This window comes from bacterium (assembly GCA_040755795.1).
Taxonomy (GTDB): domain Bacteria; phylum UBA9089; class CG2-30-40-21; order CG2-30-40-21; family SBAY01; genus JBFLXS01.
Window position 1 is genome coordinate 1 of record JBFLXS010000031.1, and the last position, 19374, is coordinate 19374.

The 19374-nt window shown below is 37.5% G+C and carries 16 protein-coding genes; 15 read left to right on the plus strand and 1 reads right to left on the minus strand.

The window, feature by feature from the left end; genetic code table 11:
- The 4 genes from AB1414_03860 to AB1414_03875 form a co-directional block, all read left to right on the plus strand.
- Positions 1-956: hypothetical protein (locus tag AB1414_03860; protein ID MEW6606579.1), on the plus strand; the 956-nt coding region annotated here is incomplete at its 5' end.
- Positions 957-966: 10 nt separating this feature from the next.
- Positions 967-1809 (plus strand): hypothetical protein, encoded by an 843-nt coding sequence (locus AB1414_03865; protein ID MEW6606580.1) that lies wholly within the window; start codon positions 967-969, stop codon positions 1807-1809.
- A 22-nt stretch (positions 1810-1831) separates the two neighbouring features.
- Positions 1832-3103 carry a right-handed parallel beta-helix repeat-containing protein gene (locus AB1414_03870; protein ID MEW6606581.1) on the plus strand — a complete coding sequence of 424 codons (1272 nt, stop codon included), beginning with the start codon at positions 1832-1834 and terminating at the stop codon, positions 3101-3103.
- 435 nt (positions 3104-3538) lie between these two features.
- Entirely contained in the window at positions 3539-3694 is a 156-nt protein-coding gene (locus AB1414_03875; protein ID MEW6606582.1) for a hypothetical protein, read from the plus strand.
- 146 nt (positions 3695-3840) lie between these two features.
- Here the strand turns inward: AB1414_03875 and AB1414_03880 are convergent, their stop codons facing one another.
- A complete protein-coding gene (locus AB1414_03880; GenBank protein MEW6606583.1) occupies positions 3841-7005 on the minus strand; it encodes a FapA family protein in 3165 nt (1054 codons plus the stop codon).
- A 455-nt stretch (positions 7006-7460) separates the two neighbouring features.
- On the opposite strand from AB1414_03880, the gene AB1414_03885 reads away from it, so the two are divergent.
- From AB1414_03885 to AB1414_03935, 11 genes are all read left to right on the plus strand, one after another.
- Positions 7461-7979, plus strand: coding sequence for an ORF6N domain-containing protein (locus AB1414_03885; protein ID MEW6606584.1), 519 nt, complete (start codon positions 7461-7463; stop codon positions 7977-7979).
- A gap of 152 nt (positions 7980-8131) precedes the next feature.
- On the plus strand, positions 8132-9193 hold the full coding sequence (thrC, locus tag AB1414_03890) for a threonine synthase (GenBank protein ID MEW6606585.1): 1062 nt from the start codon (positions 8132-8134) through the stop codon (positions 9191-9193).
- Between the two features lie 336 nt (positions 9194-9529).
- Positions 9530-9754, plus strand: a complete 225-nt coding sequence (locus tag AB1414_03895) for a hypothetical protein (GenBank protein MEW6606586.1) — start codon at positions 9530-9532, stop codon at positions 9752-9754.
- A 9-nt stretch (positions 9755-9763) separates the two neighbouring features.
- The gene (locus AB1414_03900) at positions 9764-10969 is read left to right on the plus strand and encodes a cofactor-independent phosphoglycerate mutase (protein MEW6606587.1); all 1206 of its coding nucleotides are present in this window, start codon (positions 9764-9766) and stop codon (positions 10967-10969) included.
- 75 nt (positions 10970-11044) lie between these two features.
- Positions 11045-12037 carry a tRNA (adenosine(37)-N6)-threonylcarbamoyltransferase complex transferase subunit TsaD gene (gene tsaD / locus AB1414_03905; protein ID MEW6606588.1) on the plus strand — a complete coding sequence of 331 codons (993 nt, stop codon included), beginning with the start codon at positions 11045-11047 and terminating at the stop codon, positions 12035-12037.
- Positions 12038-12429: 392 nt separating this feature from the next.
- Positions 12430-13392, plus strand: a complete 963-nt coding sequence (locus AB1414_03910; GenBank protein ID MEW6606589.1) for a type II secretion system F family protein — start codon at positions 12430-12432, stop codon at positions 13390-13392.
- A 22-nt stretch (positions 13393-13414) separates the two neighbouring features.
- Positions 13415-14377, plus strand: a complete 963-nt coding sequence (locus AB1414_03915; GenBank protein MEW6606590.1) for a type II secretion system F family protein — start codon at positions 13415-13417, stop codon at positions 14375-14377.
- A gap of 228 nt (positions 14378-14605) precedes the next feature.
- A complete protein-coding gene (locus tag AB1414_03920; GenBank protein MEW6606591.1) occupies positions 14606-15748 on the plus strand; it encodes a glycosyltransferase family 9 protein in 1143 nt (380 codons plus the stop codon).
- Positions 15749-15869: 121 nt separating this feature from the next.
- Positions 15870-17099 (plus strand): AAA family ATPase, encoded by a 1230-nt coding sequence (locus AB1414_03925; protein ID MEW6606592.1) that lies wholly within the window; start codon positions 15870-15872, stop codon positions 17097-17099.
- Positions 17100-17120: 21 nt separating this feature from the next.
- Complete coding sequence (locus tag AB1414_03930; GenBank protein MEW6606593.1) at positions 17121-18221, plus strand: DUF362 domain-containing protein; 1101 nt, start codon at positions 17121-17123, stop codon at positions 18219-18221.
- 73 nt (positions 18222-18294) lie between these two features.
- Positions 18295-19107, plus strand: coding sequence for a class I SAM-dependent methyltransferase (locus AB1414_03935; GenBank protein ID MEW6606594.1), 813 nt, complete (start codon positions 18295-18297; stop codon positions 19105-19107).
- The last annotated feature ends 267 nt before the right edge of the window (positions 19108-19374 follow it).

The window sequence follows — 19374 nt, forward strand, 5'->3', positions numbered from 1 at the left end:
TCCTTGAGCAAAAGCTAAATAATAAGGAGATAAATGTAGAGGATGTATACCAATTAGCGGTGGCATACGGAGCGGATGCAACAAAATTAATAGCCCTTGCAACTAAAAACGCTACAAATCAAGAACTAATGGAGCTTATCAATAAAGATAGAGGTGGTAACAAAGAGGTATCCGAGGCACTTAAGGGGGAAAGGGATATAAGGATAAATGAGGCAATAAAAGACCTTTCTACGATGCTTGATCCTCTAACAGGTGGGCTTCCAGCAGACCTCAGGATTCAGAAAGGGATGGAATATTCCTTAAAAATTAACCAACTTGGAGGAGAGATTAAGCCTGGAGGAATAATAACTGTCCCTGCTATTAATGAATCAGGGCAAAGTACTACTACATCTATTGTTGGCTTAGATGATTTAGTAAAAGACTGGTGGTTAGGAATTGCTGCTGATGTAGGAGTTAGTTCTATTCCAGCGATTGGAGACTTATATGATGCCTTTACCGTAGTATCAGGATATAGTTTGTCTGGTCCACTTACTCCAATGGAAAGGGCGTTAGTAGCTGGAACATTAATCTGTGGGGTTAATTCTATCCCTGGGGTTTCAGGTGGAGCAGCAAGATTAGGATTAAAAACAGCATTAAAAAATGTATTAGAGAATCATCATCTATTGCCAAAGGCATTCAAGGAAGATTTTATAAAGATGGGGTTTAGTAAAAAAGAACTTGAGTTACTCACTAAGGAATTACCGATTGACCTCCATAGATTATCACCAGAGGGCTTACATGCAAAGACGATAAACTGGAATAAGCAGTGGGAAAAATGGTTGAGAGAAACACCTCCTTCAGAGCTTACAAAAGCCAATGCCCTTAATTACTTAGAGACAATGATAAGAAACCATGAGACCCACTTTACAAAACAAGGAGTAGATGAGATATTAGAGAAGATCAATAAGCTAAAATAAGGAGGCAGAGATGAAGTTTTATAATTTAGAATACGATGACGATAATTATGAGTCTGCTAAAGAAGTAGGAGATAGGATGATGCATATAGGTGCCTGTCCAAAGGATGGATTAAAGCATCCATTTATATGGAAGAAGAGAGAAGGAGAAAAAAGTAATATAATAATTGATCTGTCTTCTCCCAAAATTGGAGACTTCTTAAAGACATGGGGATACACTGCATGGATGATTACAGATAAGGTAGCCAATCTATTCAAAGAGCAAGGATTCACTGGATATGAATTAAGACCTGTAAGGATAAATGAGGTAAAGAAAATGAAAAAAGGAGTATCTATCCCCAAGTTATGGCAATTAGTGATTGTTGGATGGGGAGGTGTAGCACCTCCTGAGTCAGGGATAAAGTGTATATATAAGTGTGAAGTGTGTGGTTACTGGAAGTATCATAGGCTCACCAACCCATCTGCCTTAATCGATATTTCTCAATGGGATGGCTCAGACTTCTTTATGGTCTTCCCATTAGTCCAGTACATCTTTGTCACAGAAAGGGTGAAGCAGTTTGTTGAAGAGAAAGGATTAAAGGGTTGTTTCTTCATAGAACCAAAGGATATTGAATTTGTCAGTGACGAAATAGGTAGCAGCTCTCGTGTTCTTTTACAAAAGATGCCCAAACACCGTGCCAAGGAGATTGGTGACCCATTAGGACTATACAGGGAACCACCAGAGAAGGAAACATCAGAATACAAAGCAATGAGAGAAGCCTTGTTAAAGGTATATAAAGAGACATATACCTCAGGAGAAAGAATAGTCTATCTTGAAGACGAGGATGGCTATCTTGTTGAACCAAGGTTTGATTGAAAGGACACGCAAAGAGTAGAACATGAAAATACTTAAGAGAAAAAAGAAAGTAGTCTATAAGTTAATAATGATATTGTCGTGGGTGATATTAGCCAATGTAAGTAATAGCATAGCATCTGTCACCGTATATAACTTAGGTGGGTCTATCAGCACTTACACTACTATACAAGCAGGTATAAATACATGTCAATCAGGTGCTACGGTAACTGTCTCACCTGGTAATTACAATGAAATAATCTATATAAACAAAGCCATAAATTTGGTAGGTATAGGTACACCTACAATAGATGCTTCTTCGTTCATAAATACAAACACTATAACTTTTGAAGGGACGGCAACAAAAAATGCTGTAATTTCAGGGTTTATAATAACTGGTGCATCATATAAGGATATAAATTGGGTTTATGGCAATGGGATATCTTGCATAAATGGTGCTCAGCCAACCATTACAGACAATATAATTGCAAGAAATAGCAGTGGTGGCGTCATATGCGTTAACTCATTTCCAATCATCACAAATAATAAGATAATACAAAACAGCTACTATGGCATCCGATGCTGGGAGTCGTCAGCAACAATTACAAACAATATAATTGCAAGAAGTGTCAATGGCCTCTTCTTTGCTAATAATTCATCATCAATCCTTACAAAAAATATAATTATAGGAAATTTTGGTGGTGTTTACTGCAGCAATTCACCATCAACCATTACAAGCAATGTAATTGTAAGAAATCGTTTTGATGGCATCTGCTGTAATAGATCGCCATCTATCATTGCAAACAATGTAATTGTAGAAAATGCTCGTGCTGGTATCCGCTGTGAGAGTTCATTATCTGTTATTACAAACAATACAATTGAAGGAAATGGCCACGGCATCTATTGCCAAGATTCATCACCAACTATTACAAATAACATAATCACTCAAAATGGCACAACAAGTCCAGATTGCTATGGTATTTATAATGACCCTGATTATCCAGGCACACTTACCATAGATTACAATTGTATGTGGGGTAATGGCAAGAGTGGGAACAATAATTATTATAAATGTTCCCTTGGAGTGAATGACATTCAAAAAGATCCGCAATTCATAGAGGTTGATGACCATCACCTAAAATCTACCTCACCTTGTATAGATGCTGGTACAGATACTACAGTTCCTTTTTGGCTGAATGCTGAGTTAGATGGTAATCCAAGAATAGTAAGAAGGGTAGACATTGGGGCTTATGAATATCAAAGTCCACCACCACCTGCACAAAGAAGGAAAGAGGATCATCTGGGGGTTAGACCTTGATTATGGAATTCACTTAGTAGATAATTTATTGTTATTATTAGGTTTGAGAATTAAAGATTAAATTTTTAAGTCTTTCTTACCCAGATTATCACTTCATCACAAGAGGAAGGGGATATTTTTAAAAGAGATGTCCCCTTCTTCTTTTTTTATTAGGTCAGGAATTAGGGTCACACCTTGAATGTAGAATGCACTCAAGAGATAAGTTATTGTTATTATTAGGTTTGCAAAGATTAAGTATTAAGTTTTTCTGCCCCCATATTATCACTTCATCATAAGAAGAAGGGGATGTTTTCAAAAGAAATGTCCCCTTCTTCTTTTATTTTTATTAGTAAGCGGATTAAACGGATATATCGGATTCTTCTTTTTTAATCTGCTTAAATCCGCTTAATCCGATTACTAAAAAATAAAAAATCCGTGTCATCCGTGTTCCAAAAGGTGGTAAAAATACCACTTTTTTGTTCAGATGTAACTGTTCACCGCAGAGGCACAAAGACGCAGAGAAAAAAATTAAAATTTATGGACGATATGCTTAATCCCATCCCTGATTTTCATCAGGGCAAGCTCCTGATTTTCATCAGAGCAAGCTTTTAAGAATCGACATATCATGATTGATTAACAAATTTGGTTTTGATGTCTTATGTATTACCTAATTTTTTCTGTTATCTGATTTATTTCCATCTCTTCTCTGTTCCTCTGCGTCTCTGCGGTGAATTACTATTTGAACGGTTACTAATTTTTTATTTCGTAGAACCGATTTGGTATGTAAATTGTGCCTTTTGACCCAATTGTGGTAGAATTGCTTCGGCAACAAGGATAGATTTATTAAACTCTCTATTCTTTAAGGCATTTATAATTGCCTCTTCCTTTATGCCAACCATTACACCTTTTTCTTTTAAGGCATTCAGGACATCTTCTTTTTTAAGCATTAATGCTCCCCTGTCTGGAGGGATTATCGTAAAAAATGCCTTAAGCCCCTTATCCCCAATATCTACTTTAACCTTGCCGCCGAAATCTTTAGTCAATTGCATTATACCGATTTTGGTTGTAGTTTTTACCTTTGATTTGCAAGCCTCTATAACTTTAGAGGAATCCACTCCAGTAAATTCCTGGTTTTTAATTTCGGCTAATATATCTTCTGGTTTTACCGCTTTACCTGCCCCCCGATGCGGTGTAAGATGAAGATATAAACCATCGGGTTTATTTTCAAGGGTAAAAGAACCATCCCTTGCGGGGCCATACATTTCTTCCCATTCCTTTTTCCATGGACCAAATGAATCCCTTGGGAAAATTCGTAATATTGGTAATTTAGAATGTTCCTTTGGAATCATCTCCCCATCTAAATCTGTCGGAGAGATATTTAATAATTCTGCTCCTTTTATTTTACCTTCTTCCAGGGAAGAGGCGTAAATAACGACGGATGGTGGTAATTTAGGTTTAGCGGTTTCGGTTTTAGTGGTATCTTGAACCTGGATAATAGGCATCTTTTTTGCAATCTCTATTTTAGGTTCTTCATAGTCTGTGGTAGTTATTCCCGATAAGCCAGCATTAAGCGTAAGTCGTTTAAGGGCTCGTTTAACCAGCATACTTCTTCTTCCCAGCATCATATTCACTTTAGGGAATATATAACCATAACTGCTTATTTTACCGCCCTGAGCAACCGTAATCGTTGTTTGAGTCGAGACTCGGTCACTGCCGATAGCCTTAGCATTTATTTCTTTTTGTGCCTGGATAGTGCCGCCAATAATAAATCCTCTTCTACCTTTACAGATGATTTTATCCGCCTTGATGGTACAGTTAGTAAGTCCATCTTCAAGAATGATACTTCCTTTTGTCTCTAATGTAGAATTTTTAGCTGACCTGGCAATAATATTTCCCTGAGCATTGATATTTCCGATAATAATATCCTGTTTTACCTCCACATTTCCGCTACAGATTATCTCGGCATCATTTATGCCACCACCAATATTAACATCACTTGAGGCATTAACTTTAAATTTATTCCCCAGTGAACCACTTATATTTATAATTCCGTCAAATTCAATATTTTCATCTACATCTCCTTGAAAATCAAATATTTGTTCAACATCTGCCCGATTATCAGTCCAGACAACACGGCCAAAAGAAGAGGCAAATAGTTTTAACTTATTGTCAGATAAAAAGGTATTTCTACCGATGGTAAGTTCAAAGTCCTCTCCAGATAATGCTGGAATTTCTTTCCCTCGAATAGTCATTCCGGGTTTTCCATAAGTTGCCGGTGACTTCACGGCTAATAATTGACCTGGAATAGCAGTATCATTTATTATCTCCACCCCATCCTTAACTCCAAGTTGGTAATTAAAATATGCCTTTTTACCTGGCAATGGCAATTGGTGTTCGGCGACATCAATTAAGACATTAAACTCTGCCTTATTCAATGCCTCAATAATTCGTTCTTTTTTAACCAGTGTCAGGACAACACCGTTTTCATTTAAAGCCTGCATCACCTCATCCATTTTCATTAACATCCCGCCTAATTTGGGCGGAACAATCGAAATTGAAGCCTTACTTTCATCTTCAGAAATAACCACCTCGACTGTGCCTTTAATATATTGTCGTGGTCCTATTTTTACCGGTTCTTTTGTTCTTTTTGTGCATACCTCTTCTACTTTTTCCTGCTCAATATTTACAAATCCATCCTCCTCACATTTCTTCAGAATATCTTGCGGGGTAACTTGTTTTCCTTCCCCGCGATGATGGATAATGGTGATATAAAGTCCATCAGAGCGATTATCAAAAGAAAATGAACCATCAACCGGTGGTCCGTATAATTCATCCCATCGCTCACTCCACGGACCAATAACATTGGCTTTAAATACACGCAGAAGAATACCTTTTGAGTAAGGTGTTGGCAGTAATTTGTAACCTGCTTCGGTATGCGGCAATCCTAATAATCCTGCTCCCCGCCTTTTCCCTTCTTCTACAGAGAAAGCGGCTAAAATCACTGATGATGGGATGTCGGTTTTTATCTGAGGTTTATTTTCTAAAGTTATCTCTTCGACTGGTTCGATTCTAGGCGGTTCATAAGTTATGGCGGTTACTCCACTCATTTCTATTTTATAGGTGGTTTTTTTAACGGGTTTTTTAGCAATCATACTTCTTCTTCCCAACAGCATCTTTACTTTGGGATAAAGAATTCCCTGAACAGAAAGTCTTCCTCCTTGACCAACCTTTAATTCTGTTTGAACAGATGACTTTTCACTTCCAATTGCCATTGCGGATATTTCTTTTTTGGCAGAAGTTGTTCCGCCGGTAATTATTCCTCTTCGTCCAGAACAGATGACTCGATAGCCATTTACTTTACTGCCAAGAATTGGTCCGTCAATGAGAATATTTCCTTTTGCCTCAAGGGTGGCTTCTTTAACCGCAGAGGCTTTAATATCTTCCTCAGCAGTTATTGTCGCTTTTGAAATCTCTTGACCTATTTCAATGCTTCCGCCAGAGGTAATTTCTGCAGACTGCACCAAACCGCCAATAATAATATCACCCCCGGCGTGAACCTTGAATTTTTCACCAACATTTCCGCTAATCTTTACCCGACCTTCAAACTCAATATCCTCATCTACATCTCCTTGAATTTGCAGTTCTTCTTCTACATCGACACGGTGTCCTCTCCAACTAATCTTCCCTGATACAGCTGAGTAAATTCGTTGTTTATCTTCAGAAAGATATGTGTTTTTCCCGGGGATAAGAGGGATATCCTCGCCCACTTGTGGTGTCAATTCTTCCCCGGTAACAGTCAAACCAGGCTTGCCAGGAGCAGGTGGATTTTTAACGGCTAAGAGTTGGCCAGGGATAGCTTCGTCTCCTAATAATTCCTGTTCCCAATCTTGTATTCCATATTGATAGGCAAGGTCTTGCTCCATTGAAAACCCTCCATTTGTTGACTTTATCTTTACCCATAAGTTTTACTGAACAATGTTACATTCATTCACAATTCGCAATTCACCATTCACAATTTCTTCCCTAAATTTCCTTAATAATGGTGAATGGTGAATTGTCAATTGTGAATTATTACTCTTCACGGTGTTCAGTAAAAATTGTGGGACATAATTAGATTGTTGACAGAGGTCAAAAACCAGAAGTCAAAAAGGGATATTGACCTCTGACCCCTGTCCCTATCTATTATTATAACAAATTTCCTCACAAATGGCAAGAAATTTGTTGACATAGGATAAAATTTTTGGTAGAATATCTTCAGAATGAGCAAAAGTAATAAGAAGGCATGTCCCAAAAGGCAAAATACCTGCTAAACGGGTTGGCCGGGTATGGAAATTCTCAAGAAGATTACTTCAAAAATATGTAGAAGAAGGCGGTTACCATGAATCAGTTAATACCGAGAGAAAGGATAGAGAGTAAAATCTTTGTAATAAGAGACCAAAAGGTGATGTTGGATAGAGACCTGGCAGAACTTTATGAAGTAAAACCTATTAGGTTGAGAGAACAGGTAAAAAGGAATGCTAAACGATTTCCTGTAGATTTTATGTTTCAGCTAAACAAGGAGGAAAAAGAGGAACTTATCGCAAATTGCGATAGGTTCAAAATCATGAAGCATTCGCCTACGAATCCCTATGTCTTTACAGAACAAGGCGTAGCTATGCTATCATCTGTCCTTAACAGCGAAAGAGCTATCCTGGTCAATATCCAAATCATGCGAGCATTTACCAGGATGAGAAAAATATTAAGCTCCCATGAGGAATTGAGAAGAAAAGTTGAAGACATGGAGAGAAAGTATGATGCACAATTTGGAAAGTATGACACCCAATTTAAGATAATTTTTGATGCCATAAAAGCTCTAATGGCTCCACCACCAGAAAGAACCATAAAAATAGGATTCTGAAAAGATGAATGAAAAAATTGAAGAATTAGTTTTAAATCTAAATGATACCAGGATAAAGAAAAAACTACCTATTATCAGAGAGTTATTAAAATATGATAACTCTAAAGTAAATTTCAGTTAAAAAAAGTATTTTCAAAGGGTGAAAAAAAACAATGAATAATAACTGGCAAGGGATAATTGCCCAATATAAAGATTTTTTACCTGTGTTGGATAAAACCCCAATAATTACTTTAAAAGAAGGTAATACCCCTTTAATTGAGGCTAAAAATTTAAGTGAGGTAATTGGTGGAAATCTCAAGATTTATCTAAAATATGAGGGATTAAATCCAACGGGTTCTTTTAAAGATAGAGGTATGACTCTGGCTATTTCAAAGGCAGTCGAAGAAGGTTCAAAGGCAGTAATGTGTGCTTCAACAGGAAATACTTCTGCCTCAGCCGCCTGCTATGCCGCTCTGGCAAAAATAGATTGTGTGGTATTAATTCCTGAAGGGGCAATTGCCTTAGGGAAACTCGCTCAAGCCTTAATGCATGGTGCAAAAGTCCTGGCTGTTCAGGGAAATTTTGATGATGCCTTAAATTTAGTCCGTGAAATCACCGCTAAATATCCAGTCACCTTAGTCAATTCCATTAATCCTTATCGGATAGAAGGGCAAAAAACAGGTGCTTTTGAGATAGTGGATGTTTTGGGTAAAGCCCCTGATTATCACGCCATTCCAGTTGGTAATGCGGGAAATATCACTGCCTATTGGAAAGGCTATAAAGAATATAAACAAGCAGGTAAAATAGCCTCTTTACCCAAAATGCTTGGTTTTCAAGCCGCCGGGGCAGCACCAATTGTCGAAGGTAGAATAATTGAAAATCCACAAACGATTGCTACTGCTATAAAAATTGGTAATCCTGCCAGCTGGAAACAGGCATCTGCCGCCAGGGATGAATCCGGCGGAATAATTGATAAAGTAACGGATGAAGAAATTATTGAGGCGTATAAAATGTTAGCCGCTTTAGAAGGGGTATTTGTCGAACCAGCATCAGCCGCATCAGTAGCTGGTGTAATTAAGCTAAATAAACAAAACTATTTTAACCGATTATCAACTATTGTCTGTATCTTGACCGGACATGGACTAAAAGATCCTGATAGAGCAATTAAAGTTGCTCCTCAACCCACTGTAGTGCCAGCAAAGTTAGAAAAGATAGTAGAACTTTTGGGGTATTAAAATGGTAGAATCACGATTTATAAGGTTAATCCAAAGAGTAACTATTCACCGCAGAGACGCAGAGGAACAGAGAAAACATGGAAATAAATCAGATAACAGAAAAGATTATTAGTGTAGCCATTGAAATACATAGGACCTGCTTGCCGAATGTTCAGCCGGCAAGCCAGATTTGTTAATCCATCCCTGATTTTCATCAGGGCAAGTTTAATTGTTGTTGGACTCAAGAGCTTGCACTGATGAAAATCAGGGATGTTAAACCTATCGTCCATAAATTTTAATTTTCTTCTCTGCGTCTCTGCGTCTCTGCGGTGAACGGTTACAAATTTTGGAGCAATTATGAATATTGAGGACTTATTAAAGGAAAAGTTTAAAGAACTTTATTTATTAAGAGAAGAAATTTCTTCATTACCACCGGCGATAGCTGTGAAAAGAATATTAGAATATGGAAAAGTTGAAGAATTTGATGGTGAGGAGGAACTACTACGAAAGCAAGCACAAAATATTAAACCAACAGAAGTATTACAGTGGTTTGATGAAATGCTATCTCTACAAAATATTTAGAGGTGCCTTATGAAATATATCCTTTTAGTTGGCGATGGGATGGCGGATTATCCCATTCCAGAATTAGGGGAAAAAACACCTCTGGAAGTGGCTAATATTCCAAATTTAAACTACTTAGCCCAAAATGGTGTCGTGGGTGAGATTAAAACTGTTCCTGATGGGATGCCACCGGGAAGTGATGTCGCCATTTTGTCGGTATTAGGCTATAATCCGGAGAAATATTACCCTGGCCGAGCACCTATTGAAGCCGCAAGTATGGGAATTGAATTAAAAGAAGATGAAATTGCTTTTAGATGTAATCTTGTAACGATAGAAGACGAAATACTAAAAGATTATAGCGCAGGACATATTTCAACCAGCGAAGCAAAACAGATAATTGAGTTTTTAAATGAAAAACTTGGTAGTGAACAGGTCAAATTCTACCCCGGGGTTAGCTATCGCCATCTAATGGTATTAAAGGAAGATGCAAGATGGAAGATGCAAAATGTCCGATTAACCTGCACGCCACCTCATGACATTACTGGAAAACCCTATGATTCTTATCTTCCAACAGGTGAAGGAGCAGAGGTTATTCGTGAATTAATGTTTGCCTCACAAGGATTTTTAGAAAATCATCCGGTTAATCAAAATAGACTTAAAGAAAATAAAAACCCAGCGAATATGGTCTGGTTATGGGGGCAGGGGAAACCTTCAAAGATGCCTACACTTGAACAAAAGTTTGGTCTCAGGGGAGCAGTTATTGCCGCAGTTGATTTAGTTAGAGGACTTGGGAAATATGCAGGATTAGAGATAATTGATGTTCCTGGAGCAACGGGTTATCTTGATACAAATTTTATTGGCAAGGCTGAATATGCCTTAGCCGCATTAAAGAATAAGGATTTTGTATTTGTCCATGTCGAGGCTCCAGATGAAGCCGGTCATAACGGTGACCTACAAGCCAAGATTAAGGCAATCGAAGACTTTGATTCAAAAGTAGTCGGCACGATTATTAATGGTCTGCCGGGGATAAAAGATGAAGTGAGAATTTGTGCCCTATGCGACCACCCAACACCAATTTCACTTAAAACCCATTCCGCGGATAATGTCCCATTTATACTTTATGGACATAAAATAGAACCAGATGAAATATTAGAATATAATGAACACTCAGCAAAAAATACCTTAATTAATTTTCAAGAGGGGCATACTTTAATAAATTACTTTATTATGGGTTAATAATAAGCCTACAGGTATCAGCCTGTATCCTGCATCCTCTGCCTACTGATACCTGATGGTGGGACATTTACTAAGATGTTAATTTTAGGGATTGAAACTTCGTGTGATGAAACTGCCTGTGCAGTGGTTGAAAATGGGCAAAGGATTTTGTCTAATATAGTTGCCTCACAAGTAGATATTCACAAAAGATTTAGTGGTGTTGTTCCAGAACTTGCCTCAAGGAAACATATTGAATTAATCAATGTTGTTGTGGAGTCTGCGATAAATGAGGCAAAGGTAAATCTATCTGAAATCGATGCCTGTGCAGTTACTTATGGTCCTGGATTAGTTGGTTCTTTACTCATCGGCTTATCGTTTGCCAAAGCACTTGCCTATTCACAAAATATACCACTTATTGGAATAAATCATTTAGAGGGACATATCTATGCGACATATTTAGAAAATCCACAACTTTCATTACCGGCAATCGCCCTTATTGTCTCTGGTGGTCATACGGAATTAGTTGAGGTTGATGAATGGGGGAAATATAAATTATTAGGCAGGACGATAGATGATGCTGTTGGCGAGGCATTTGATAAAGCGGCAAAATTACTTGATTTAGGATACCCCGGCGGCCCTATCATTGACGCCTTCTCAAAACAAGGTAAGCCAGATGCAATTAAATTCCCACGCCCATTATGGCGAAAAAAAGACTTTGATTTCAGTTTAAGTGGTTTAAAAACATCTTTAATTCATTTTCTAAAAGGTCAGACGCCAGCTAACATCGAAGATATTACTGCCAGTTTTCAGGAGGCAATAGTAGATGTATTGGTTGATAAAACAATTACTGCCGCAAATGATATAAAAAATATTATCTTATGTGGAGGTGTAGCCGCTAATAGCCGACTTAAAGAAAGATTGACCACAGAAGCTAAACCCAAAGGAATAACCGTTTATTATCCTTCGCCTAAATTCTGTACAGACAATGCGGCGATGATTGCTGGATTAGGTTATGTAAAATATCTTCAGCGGAATTTTGCCCCATTATCATTAAATGCAAACCCAAATCTAAAGTTGGGTATTGAATAAGCGGTCAGGTCTGGGTGTATGTAAAATTTGTGGGTAAAAAATATTGAGGAATATTCATCTTTTTGCCGATATAAAGAAATAGATGAAATTCAATGCGAAAATTACAAATTCCAAGCACCAAATCTCAAATAAATTCCAAATTCCAATTTCCAAATAAGTTTCAAATTCCAAAGATTATATGACAACGAAAGGAATTTATTTAGATCTTTCAATAATTGAAGAAAAAATCTTTTTCTTGTATTGTTTGGAATTTTGAATTTTGGTTATTGAAATTTATTTGTAATTTGGTATTTGTGATTTGGAATTTTATGATTTTCAATTGATTTAACCGTTACTTCAGACGGCTAAATAGTTACCCATAAATTTTACACGCACCCGTTAGGTCTAAAAAAATGAAAATTACTTTATTCATTATAATTTTTTTAATTTTGCTACTTTCCTTATCTCTAACCATAATAAAAAAAGGGAAGAAAAAGAAGGTCAAAGAAAGATTAAAACCCTATGTTGGACCACTTTTTATCCCACAAATAACCAATATTGACCAAAAAGAAAGCCTGCCAGATAAACTTGGGACTAAACTAATAAATTTTATATTTTTTAAAGGATACCAGGCAAAGATTAAGGATAAATTAGCCAAAGCAGGTGTTTTACTTCGACCGTCGGAATTTATCTTGATTAATTTATTTATATCTCTTTGTTTTGCAGGTATTGGCATAGTCATTTTTCCAAAGATATTCTTCATTAGTCTTTTTGCTGGAGGTAGTTTTGGATATTTTCTTCCGCATTTCTTTTTAGATTATCTCAAAAAAAAGAGGTTATCTATCTTCACCAGCCAGTTATGTAATGTTATTTCGCTAATCTCAAATTCTCTTAAAGCCGGATATAGCTTTTTGCAAGCATTGGATATGGTGGCTAAAGAAACCTCCCCGCCAATATCTGTTGAATTCAGTCGGGTCTTACGCGAGGATAATTTGGGCGTCCCATTAGAAAAGGCACTTGAAAACCTTGTTAATCGAATAGAAAGTGAAGATTTAGATTTAGTCGTAACTGCAGTATTGATTCAAAAGCAAATTGGTGGGAATCTGTCAGAGATTTTAGACCGTGTCGCATACACTATCCGGGAACGAATCCGAATTAAAGGAGAGATAAAAACATTGACCGCTCAAGGACGACTATCTGGACTTATTGTCTCACTTTTGCCCGTTATCTTAGGATTAATCCTCAGTCTTCTCCAACCTGATATTTATAAACTCCTTATCACCGAACGGATGGGCTGGTTAATAATTGGGATAGGTGTAACAATGCAAGTCATTGGAATATTAATTATAAAAAAATTAATTCGGGTGGAAGTATGAGGGAGTGAAAGAGGTGGATGTGATGAATTTTTTATTAGTGATGATAATTTTTATGGTTATTACTACTTTTTCTCTGGTAATTATAGGAGTCCTTACATCCAGAAGGGCAAAAGTTATCAATCGACTTAAAAAGGTAACATCAGATAGAACACCTGAACAAATAGTAATCTCTTTAGACGAAGAGGAGTTAAGAAAACCCTTTTTTGAGCGGATGGTTAAGCCTGTTATCCAGAAAATAGCATTAAAATTTACCCGAAAAGAAGGCTCTTCGGCGTATCAAGATAAACTTTTAACTCAACTTATTATGGCGGGAAATCCAGGGAATTTACAACCCGGTGAATTTATTGTCATCCAATTTTTGATAAGTTTGGTTTTATTATTTGTTATTTTAATATTGTGTCTATTTATTAATCTAAACCCACCTATTTTAATTCTTGTTTTTGCCTTAACTGGTTTTGGATTTGGGTTTGTAGGACCTAAATTTTGGTTAAGTAAGCAAGTTACAATAAGGAAGCGGCAAATTTCAAGGTCATTACCAGGCACCCTTGACTTATTACAGGTAAGTATGGAGGCAGGATTAGGATTTGATTTAGCTTTATCAAAGGTGGTGGAGAAGGTTAAAGGACCGCTGGCTTTTGAGTTCAAAAAGGCATTAGAAGAGATTATAGTTGGCAAGAGTCGAAAGGAGGCGTTGAAAGATATTAGCAGACGCACACAAGTAGAAGATTTACAATTGTTTATTAACAATATTATTCAAGCCGAACAACTTGGTGTGGGTATCGCCAGGGTAATTCAGGTTCAGTCAGACCAAATCAGGGTTCTTCAACGACAACGGGCAGAAGAGCAGGCAATGAAAGTCCCTATCAAAATGCTCTTTCCACTCATCTTCTTCATCTTCCCCACTATCCTTCTGGTTGTCCTGGGTCCTGTCTTGCTTAAAATTATTAGCGAATTAGGCACAACAACAATCAAGTTTAGCTTTTGAGTGGAAATAAGGGTAAGCGTTCAGCCACAGAGGCACAGAGTTCACAGAGAATTAGGAAAATTAGCCAGAAATAGACACGAATTAACCTGCGACATTCGATAAGTGTAGTGGGAACCTTTAGGTTCGCTTTCCTGCTTTTTATTATTCGTATTCATTCGTGGTTATATATTCTCTCTGTGTTCTCTGTGACTCTGTGGCTATATCCCTGAACGGTTACAAATAAGGAATATGGATAAGGTCGAATTATTTAAAAAAATAGATAAGATAATTGGGACACCGATTTGTTTTGTTTTAGGTGTATTAGATAAGATGTTCTTCAGGAAACGGATTTCACAACATCACTGGCAGAGAATTTTGGTTATCAAACTAATTGCTATTGGAGACTTAGTCGTAGCACTTCCAACCATAAAGGCACTGAGAAAAAGTTTTCCAGAGGCATATCTAACAATATTAGTCACTCCACGCGTAAAACAAGTAGTTGAAGGCTGTCCATATCTTGACCGTATTATCTACTATGACATATTAAATACAGGAATATTCGGTTTATTCAAGATTATCTCTTTATTAAGAAAGGAGGAGTTTGATGTTGTGCTTGAATTAGACCATTATTACCGTATCACCAGTTTAATCACATTTTTTGCCGGGATAAAGAACCGTGTAGGTTTTGATTTACCTGGACAGGGGAGAAGAGGACTGGTAACGACAAAGGTGCCATATTTAGTTCAAAGGCATGAGGTAGAGACATTTTTAGAAGCCGCCAGAGTTATCGGAGCAGATATTTCAGAAAAGGCATTAGTAGAAATCTGGGTCTCGGAGCAAGACAGAGAATATGTGAATAGATTTTTAAAAAAAGTTGGGATAATGGAACAAGACCTTTTAATCGGCATCCATCCAGGCACAGGGCCAAGTGCCATCTCTCGTAGATGGGCACCGGAAAAATTCGGTAAATTAGCTGACTGGCTAATTAAAGAAAAAAAGGCGAAGGTAATCTTTACCGGTGCTAATTCAGAGATGAAATTAATCAATGAATCTGTAAAATTTATGACTTCACAACCTATCATTGCCGCAGGGAAGATGAATTTAAAACAATTTGCAAACCTATGTCAAAGATGCAAATTATTTATTTCTGTTGATACCGGCCCTCTACACATTGCCGCGGCAATGAAAACCCCGGTCATTGGACTTTATGGTCCTAACACCCCTTTAAAATGGGGACCTTATGGGAAACAACACATTACTATCTATAAGAATTTACCCTGCAGCCCCTGCACCAAACAGTACCTTGGTCAGGTATCTAAATGTAAAAACCCTAAATGTATGGAAGAAATAACGGTAGAAGAAGTAATGGAGGCAATAGAAAAGATGTTTTGAAAATATGAGATGTGTTCCCATAAAAATTTATCTTGAAAATTTATACCATAAATGTTATAATAATGCCTGATGGCTGAAATCTGAGACTTAAACGCTTACAAAAAGAGAGGTATCTAAAATAATGGCACAAATGATAAAAATACTTGTTGCTGATGCAGATTTAAAGACACGATTAGAATTAAAAAAGTTATTATTTCAAGTAACCCCAGAATCTAAACTTATTTTAGGGGATAAAGACCTACAAATAGTTGGTGAAGCAGATAGTTTTAGGGATATAGAAACATTAGCCACAAAATTCTCACCAGATATTATCCTCCTGAGCACTAATATCGAAGGTCTAAATGCCTCCTGTGGAATAGCGCGGACATTTCCAGGCTCAAGTGTGATAACTCTCAGTGACCGTTCTTTAACCCCGGATGAATTGAAGAAAGCAATGTTAAGTGGCGTCCGCTCCTTTTTAGTTCACCCAATAGACCAACTTGAGTTACATAAGGTCATAATTGAGATATTTGAGTTAAATAATCAAAGGCGGGAAAAAATAGAGACCACGGCGGTTACGCCTACTCCTATAGTGAAAAGCAAAATAATTGCAGTTTTTGGGGCAAAAGGCGGTGTTGGGAGAACTCTATTAAGCACTAATTTAGCCGTATGTATGGCTGAGTCCCTTCATCCCCAAAATAAAAAAGTTGCCTTGATAGACCTTGACTTACAATTTGGTGATGTTGCCATTATGCTTAATTTGTCTCCAACTAAAACTATTACCGGCTTAACTAAAGAGATTAATGAATTAGGCGAGATAGATGATGAATTATTAGAATCATATCTGATTAAATATCGGGATAAACTCGCCATTTTACCTGCACCACTAACACCAGAAGAGGCAGATTTAGTTAGCGGCGAACACATAGAAAAAATTCTAAAACTAATCCGTAATAAATACCATTATACCATTATTGATTGCAGTCGAATTTTATCTGAGTCTATTTTAGTTGCCTTAACCAGTGCGGATATAATTATTTTATTGCTTACACTCGATATTCCTACAATTAAAAACGCAAAACTATCATTAGAAATAATGGAAAAACTTGGATTTATGCCTAAGGTAAAATTAGTTCTCAATCGCGCTAATACCAAAATGGGCATTTCTATGAAGGAGGTAAAAGAAGCCCTTTCTGTGCCTATCCTCGAATTAATTCCAAGTAATGGTCCTGTGGCTATCCCTTCCATAAACGAAGGCGTGCCTTTTATTATTAAAAATCCTAAAACCAATATTTCTAAGAGTATTACTCAACTTGCAGATAGACTTATCGAAAGAATAGATAAGGTTAAACCTAAGAAGTGGTGGAAATGATTAAAAATGGGAGGAGTAGTTATGGCTAAAGTTTTTTTTATGAATATGCGGGCAAGTTTTGGTGAGAATTCATTTGCTAAATTTAATAAATTGCTAAAAAAATTAAAGTTAAATGAATTAGTAACTAAAAATGCCCTTATTGCTATCAAACTTCATTTTGGTGAAATGGGTAATCTGGCATTTATTCATCCCATCTGGATAAGGGAGTTAGTCAAGTATCTCAAGGCGGCTGGTGGAAATCCATTTCTGACCGATACGAATACCCTTTATGCCGGCAGTAGAGCCAATGCCGTCAAACACCTGCAAACCGCTTATGCCAACGGCTTTACTTATTCCTGTGTTCAAGCACCAATAATCATTGGCGATGGACTAAAAGGAGAGGCAAAACTTGAGGTAACGATTAATAAAAAACATTTTAAATCAGTCACAATCTCACAAGTAGTTAAAGAAGCAGATTTGTTGATTAGTTTAGCCCATTTTAAGGGACATGCGGTTACAGGTTTTGGAGGCACGCTAAAAAATATGGGGATGGGGCTGGCAGACCGTAGTGGTAAATTTAAAATGCACTGCAATGCAGTCCCGTTAGTCAAAGCAAAGAATTGTCAGGGGTGTTTAATTTGTGTTGATAATTGCCCGGGACAGGCAATAAATGTTGAAAATAAATTACCCAGAATTGATAAAAATAAATGTCTTGGTTGTGGGGAATGCCTGGTGATGTGCCCGAATAAGGTTTTTAATGTTGATTGGCTGGGGCTTTCTTCGATAGTTGTTCAGGAGAGAATGGTTGAATTTGCCTACGGGGCTCTTTTAGATAAAAAGGCGTGTTTTTTTAATTTTATTATGGATGTTAGCCCGGATTGTGATTGTTGTCCGCATTCTGATGCTAATATCATTCCGGATGTTGGCATTTTATCTTCATTAGACCCTGTGGCGATTGACCAGGCATCAATTGACCTGGTAAATCAACAAATCGGTATCCCAAATACCGCCTTAAAAAGCAATCTTGAACCAGGGAAAGATAAATTACAGGGAATTATCCATAACCTAACCGGAGAACCTCAACTTGCTTATGCCCAGCAAATTGGATTAGGAACAAGAAAGTATGAGTTGGAAGAGGTATAAATCGTAACTGTTCAGCCACTGATTGACACGGATTAGCACGGATAAGAAGGGGTATGAGGAGGAGGGTTAAACTATGACTGAACGTCCAGCATTATCCGATAGACAACGCAGGGAAATTGAATATCACCAGCAATTTTCAAGAAAGATTGATTTGGAAAGGCAGAAAATTTCATATGAGATTGCTGAATCTCGCAGGCGGCGCTGGTGGAATGCCTATTGGGCGAGCTATACCATTCTTTTAAAAGAGGTCGTGATGTCCAGGAGGATACTCGTTATGGGATGCGGATTCGGTAAGGATGCTTTGGTCTTAAGCAAACTTGGGGCGGATGTGTACGCCTTTGATCTGAGTGAGGACATGCTTGCTCTCGCAAAGCAAATCGCACTAAGAGAAGGTCTGAAGGTTGATTTTAGGCAAATGCCAGCTGAGCAAATGGATTACAAAGATGATTTTTTCGATGGTATCCTTGCGGTGAATATCTTACATCATGTGGATATTCCTAAAACATTAAGCGAGATCCAGCGTGTCTCGAAAAAAGGTGCTTTTTTTATTGCCAACGAAGTTTATTCTCATTCCCTCATGCATCCTATCCGACACTACACCTTTGTCAAGAAGTTTCTCTATCCTCGTCTCGTAAGATTTGTGTATGGCTCTAAGGATCCCTATATCACTGAGGATGAGAGGAAACTGACCGAGTGCGATGTGAGATTGGTGAAAGGATTAATCTCGAATGTGCGGTGTGAGTATTTTAACTTTATCGTCACTCGCCTGCTTCCTCGTCGGTGGCAAATGCTTAACATTTTGGATCGTCTTGCTTTGATTGCCTTTGGTCCTCTGGCGTATTTATTTGGTGGAAGGATTCTTATAGCGGGTAAAATATCAAAGTAAGACACTGGTTTTGAAATAAAGTAGGGGGGATAACTATTCACCACGAAGGGCACGGAGAGCACGAAGTGAAATTTGAGGAATTATCGAATTCATGAAGCTCATATATTGACATATATGGTAATACATCAGTTATTTGGGGGAATGAAAATAGTAGGCAAGTAGGTAGTAGGTAAGTAGGAAAGGGATAAAGGATGTGCACGGTATTCCTCTTCTGGGGGCAATGTCTCCCCCTTTCCTACTTTCCTACTCTCCTACTTCCTACTTTCA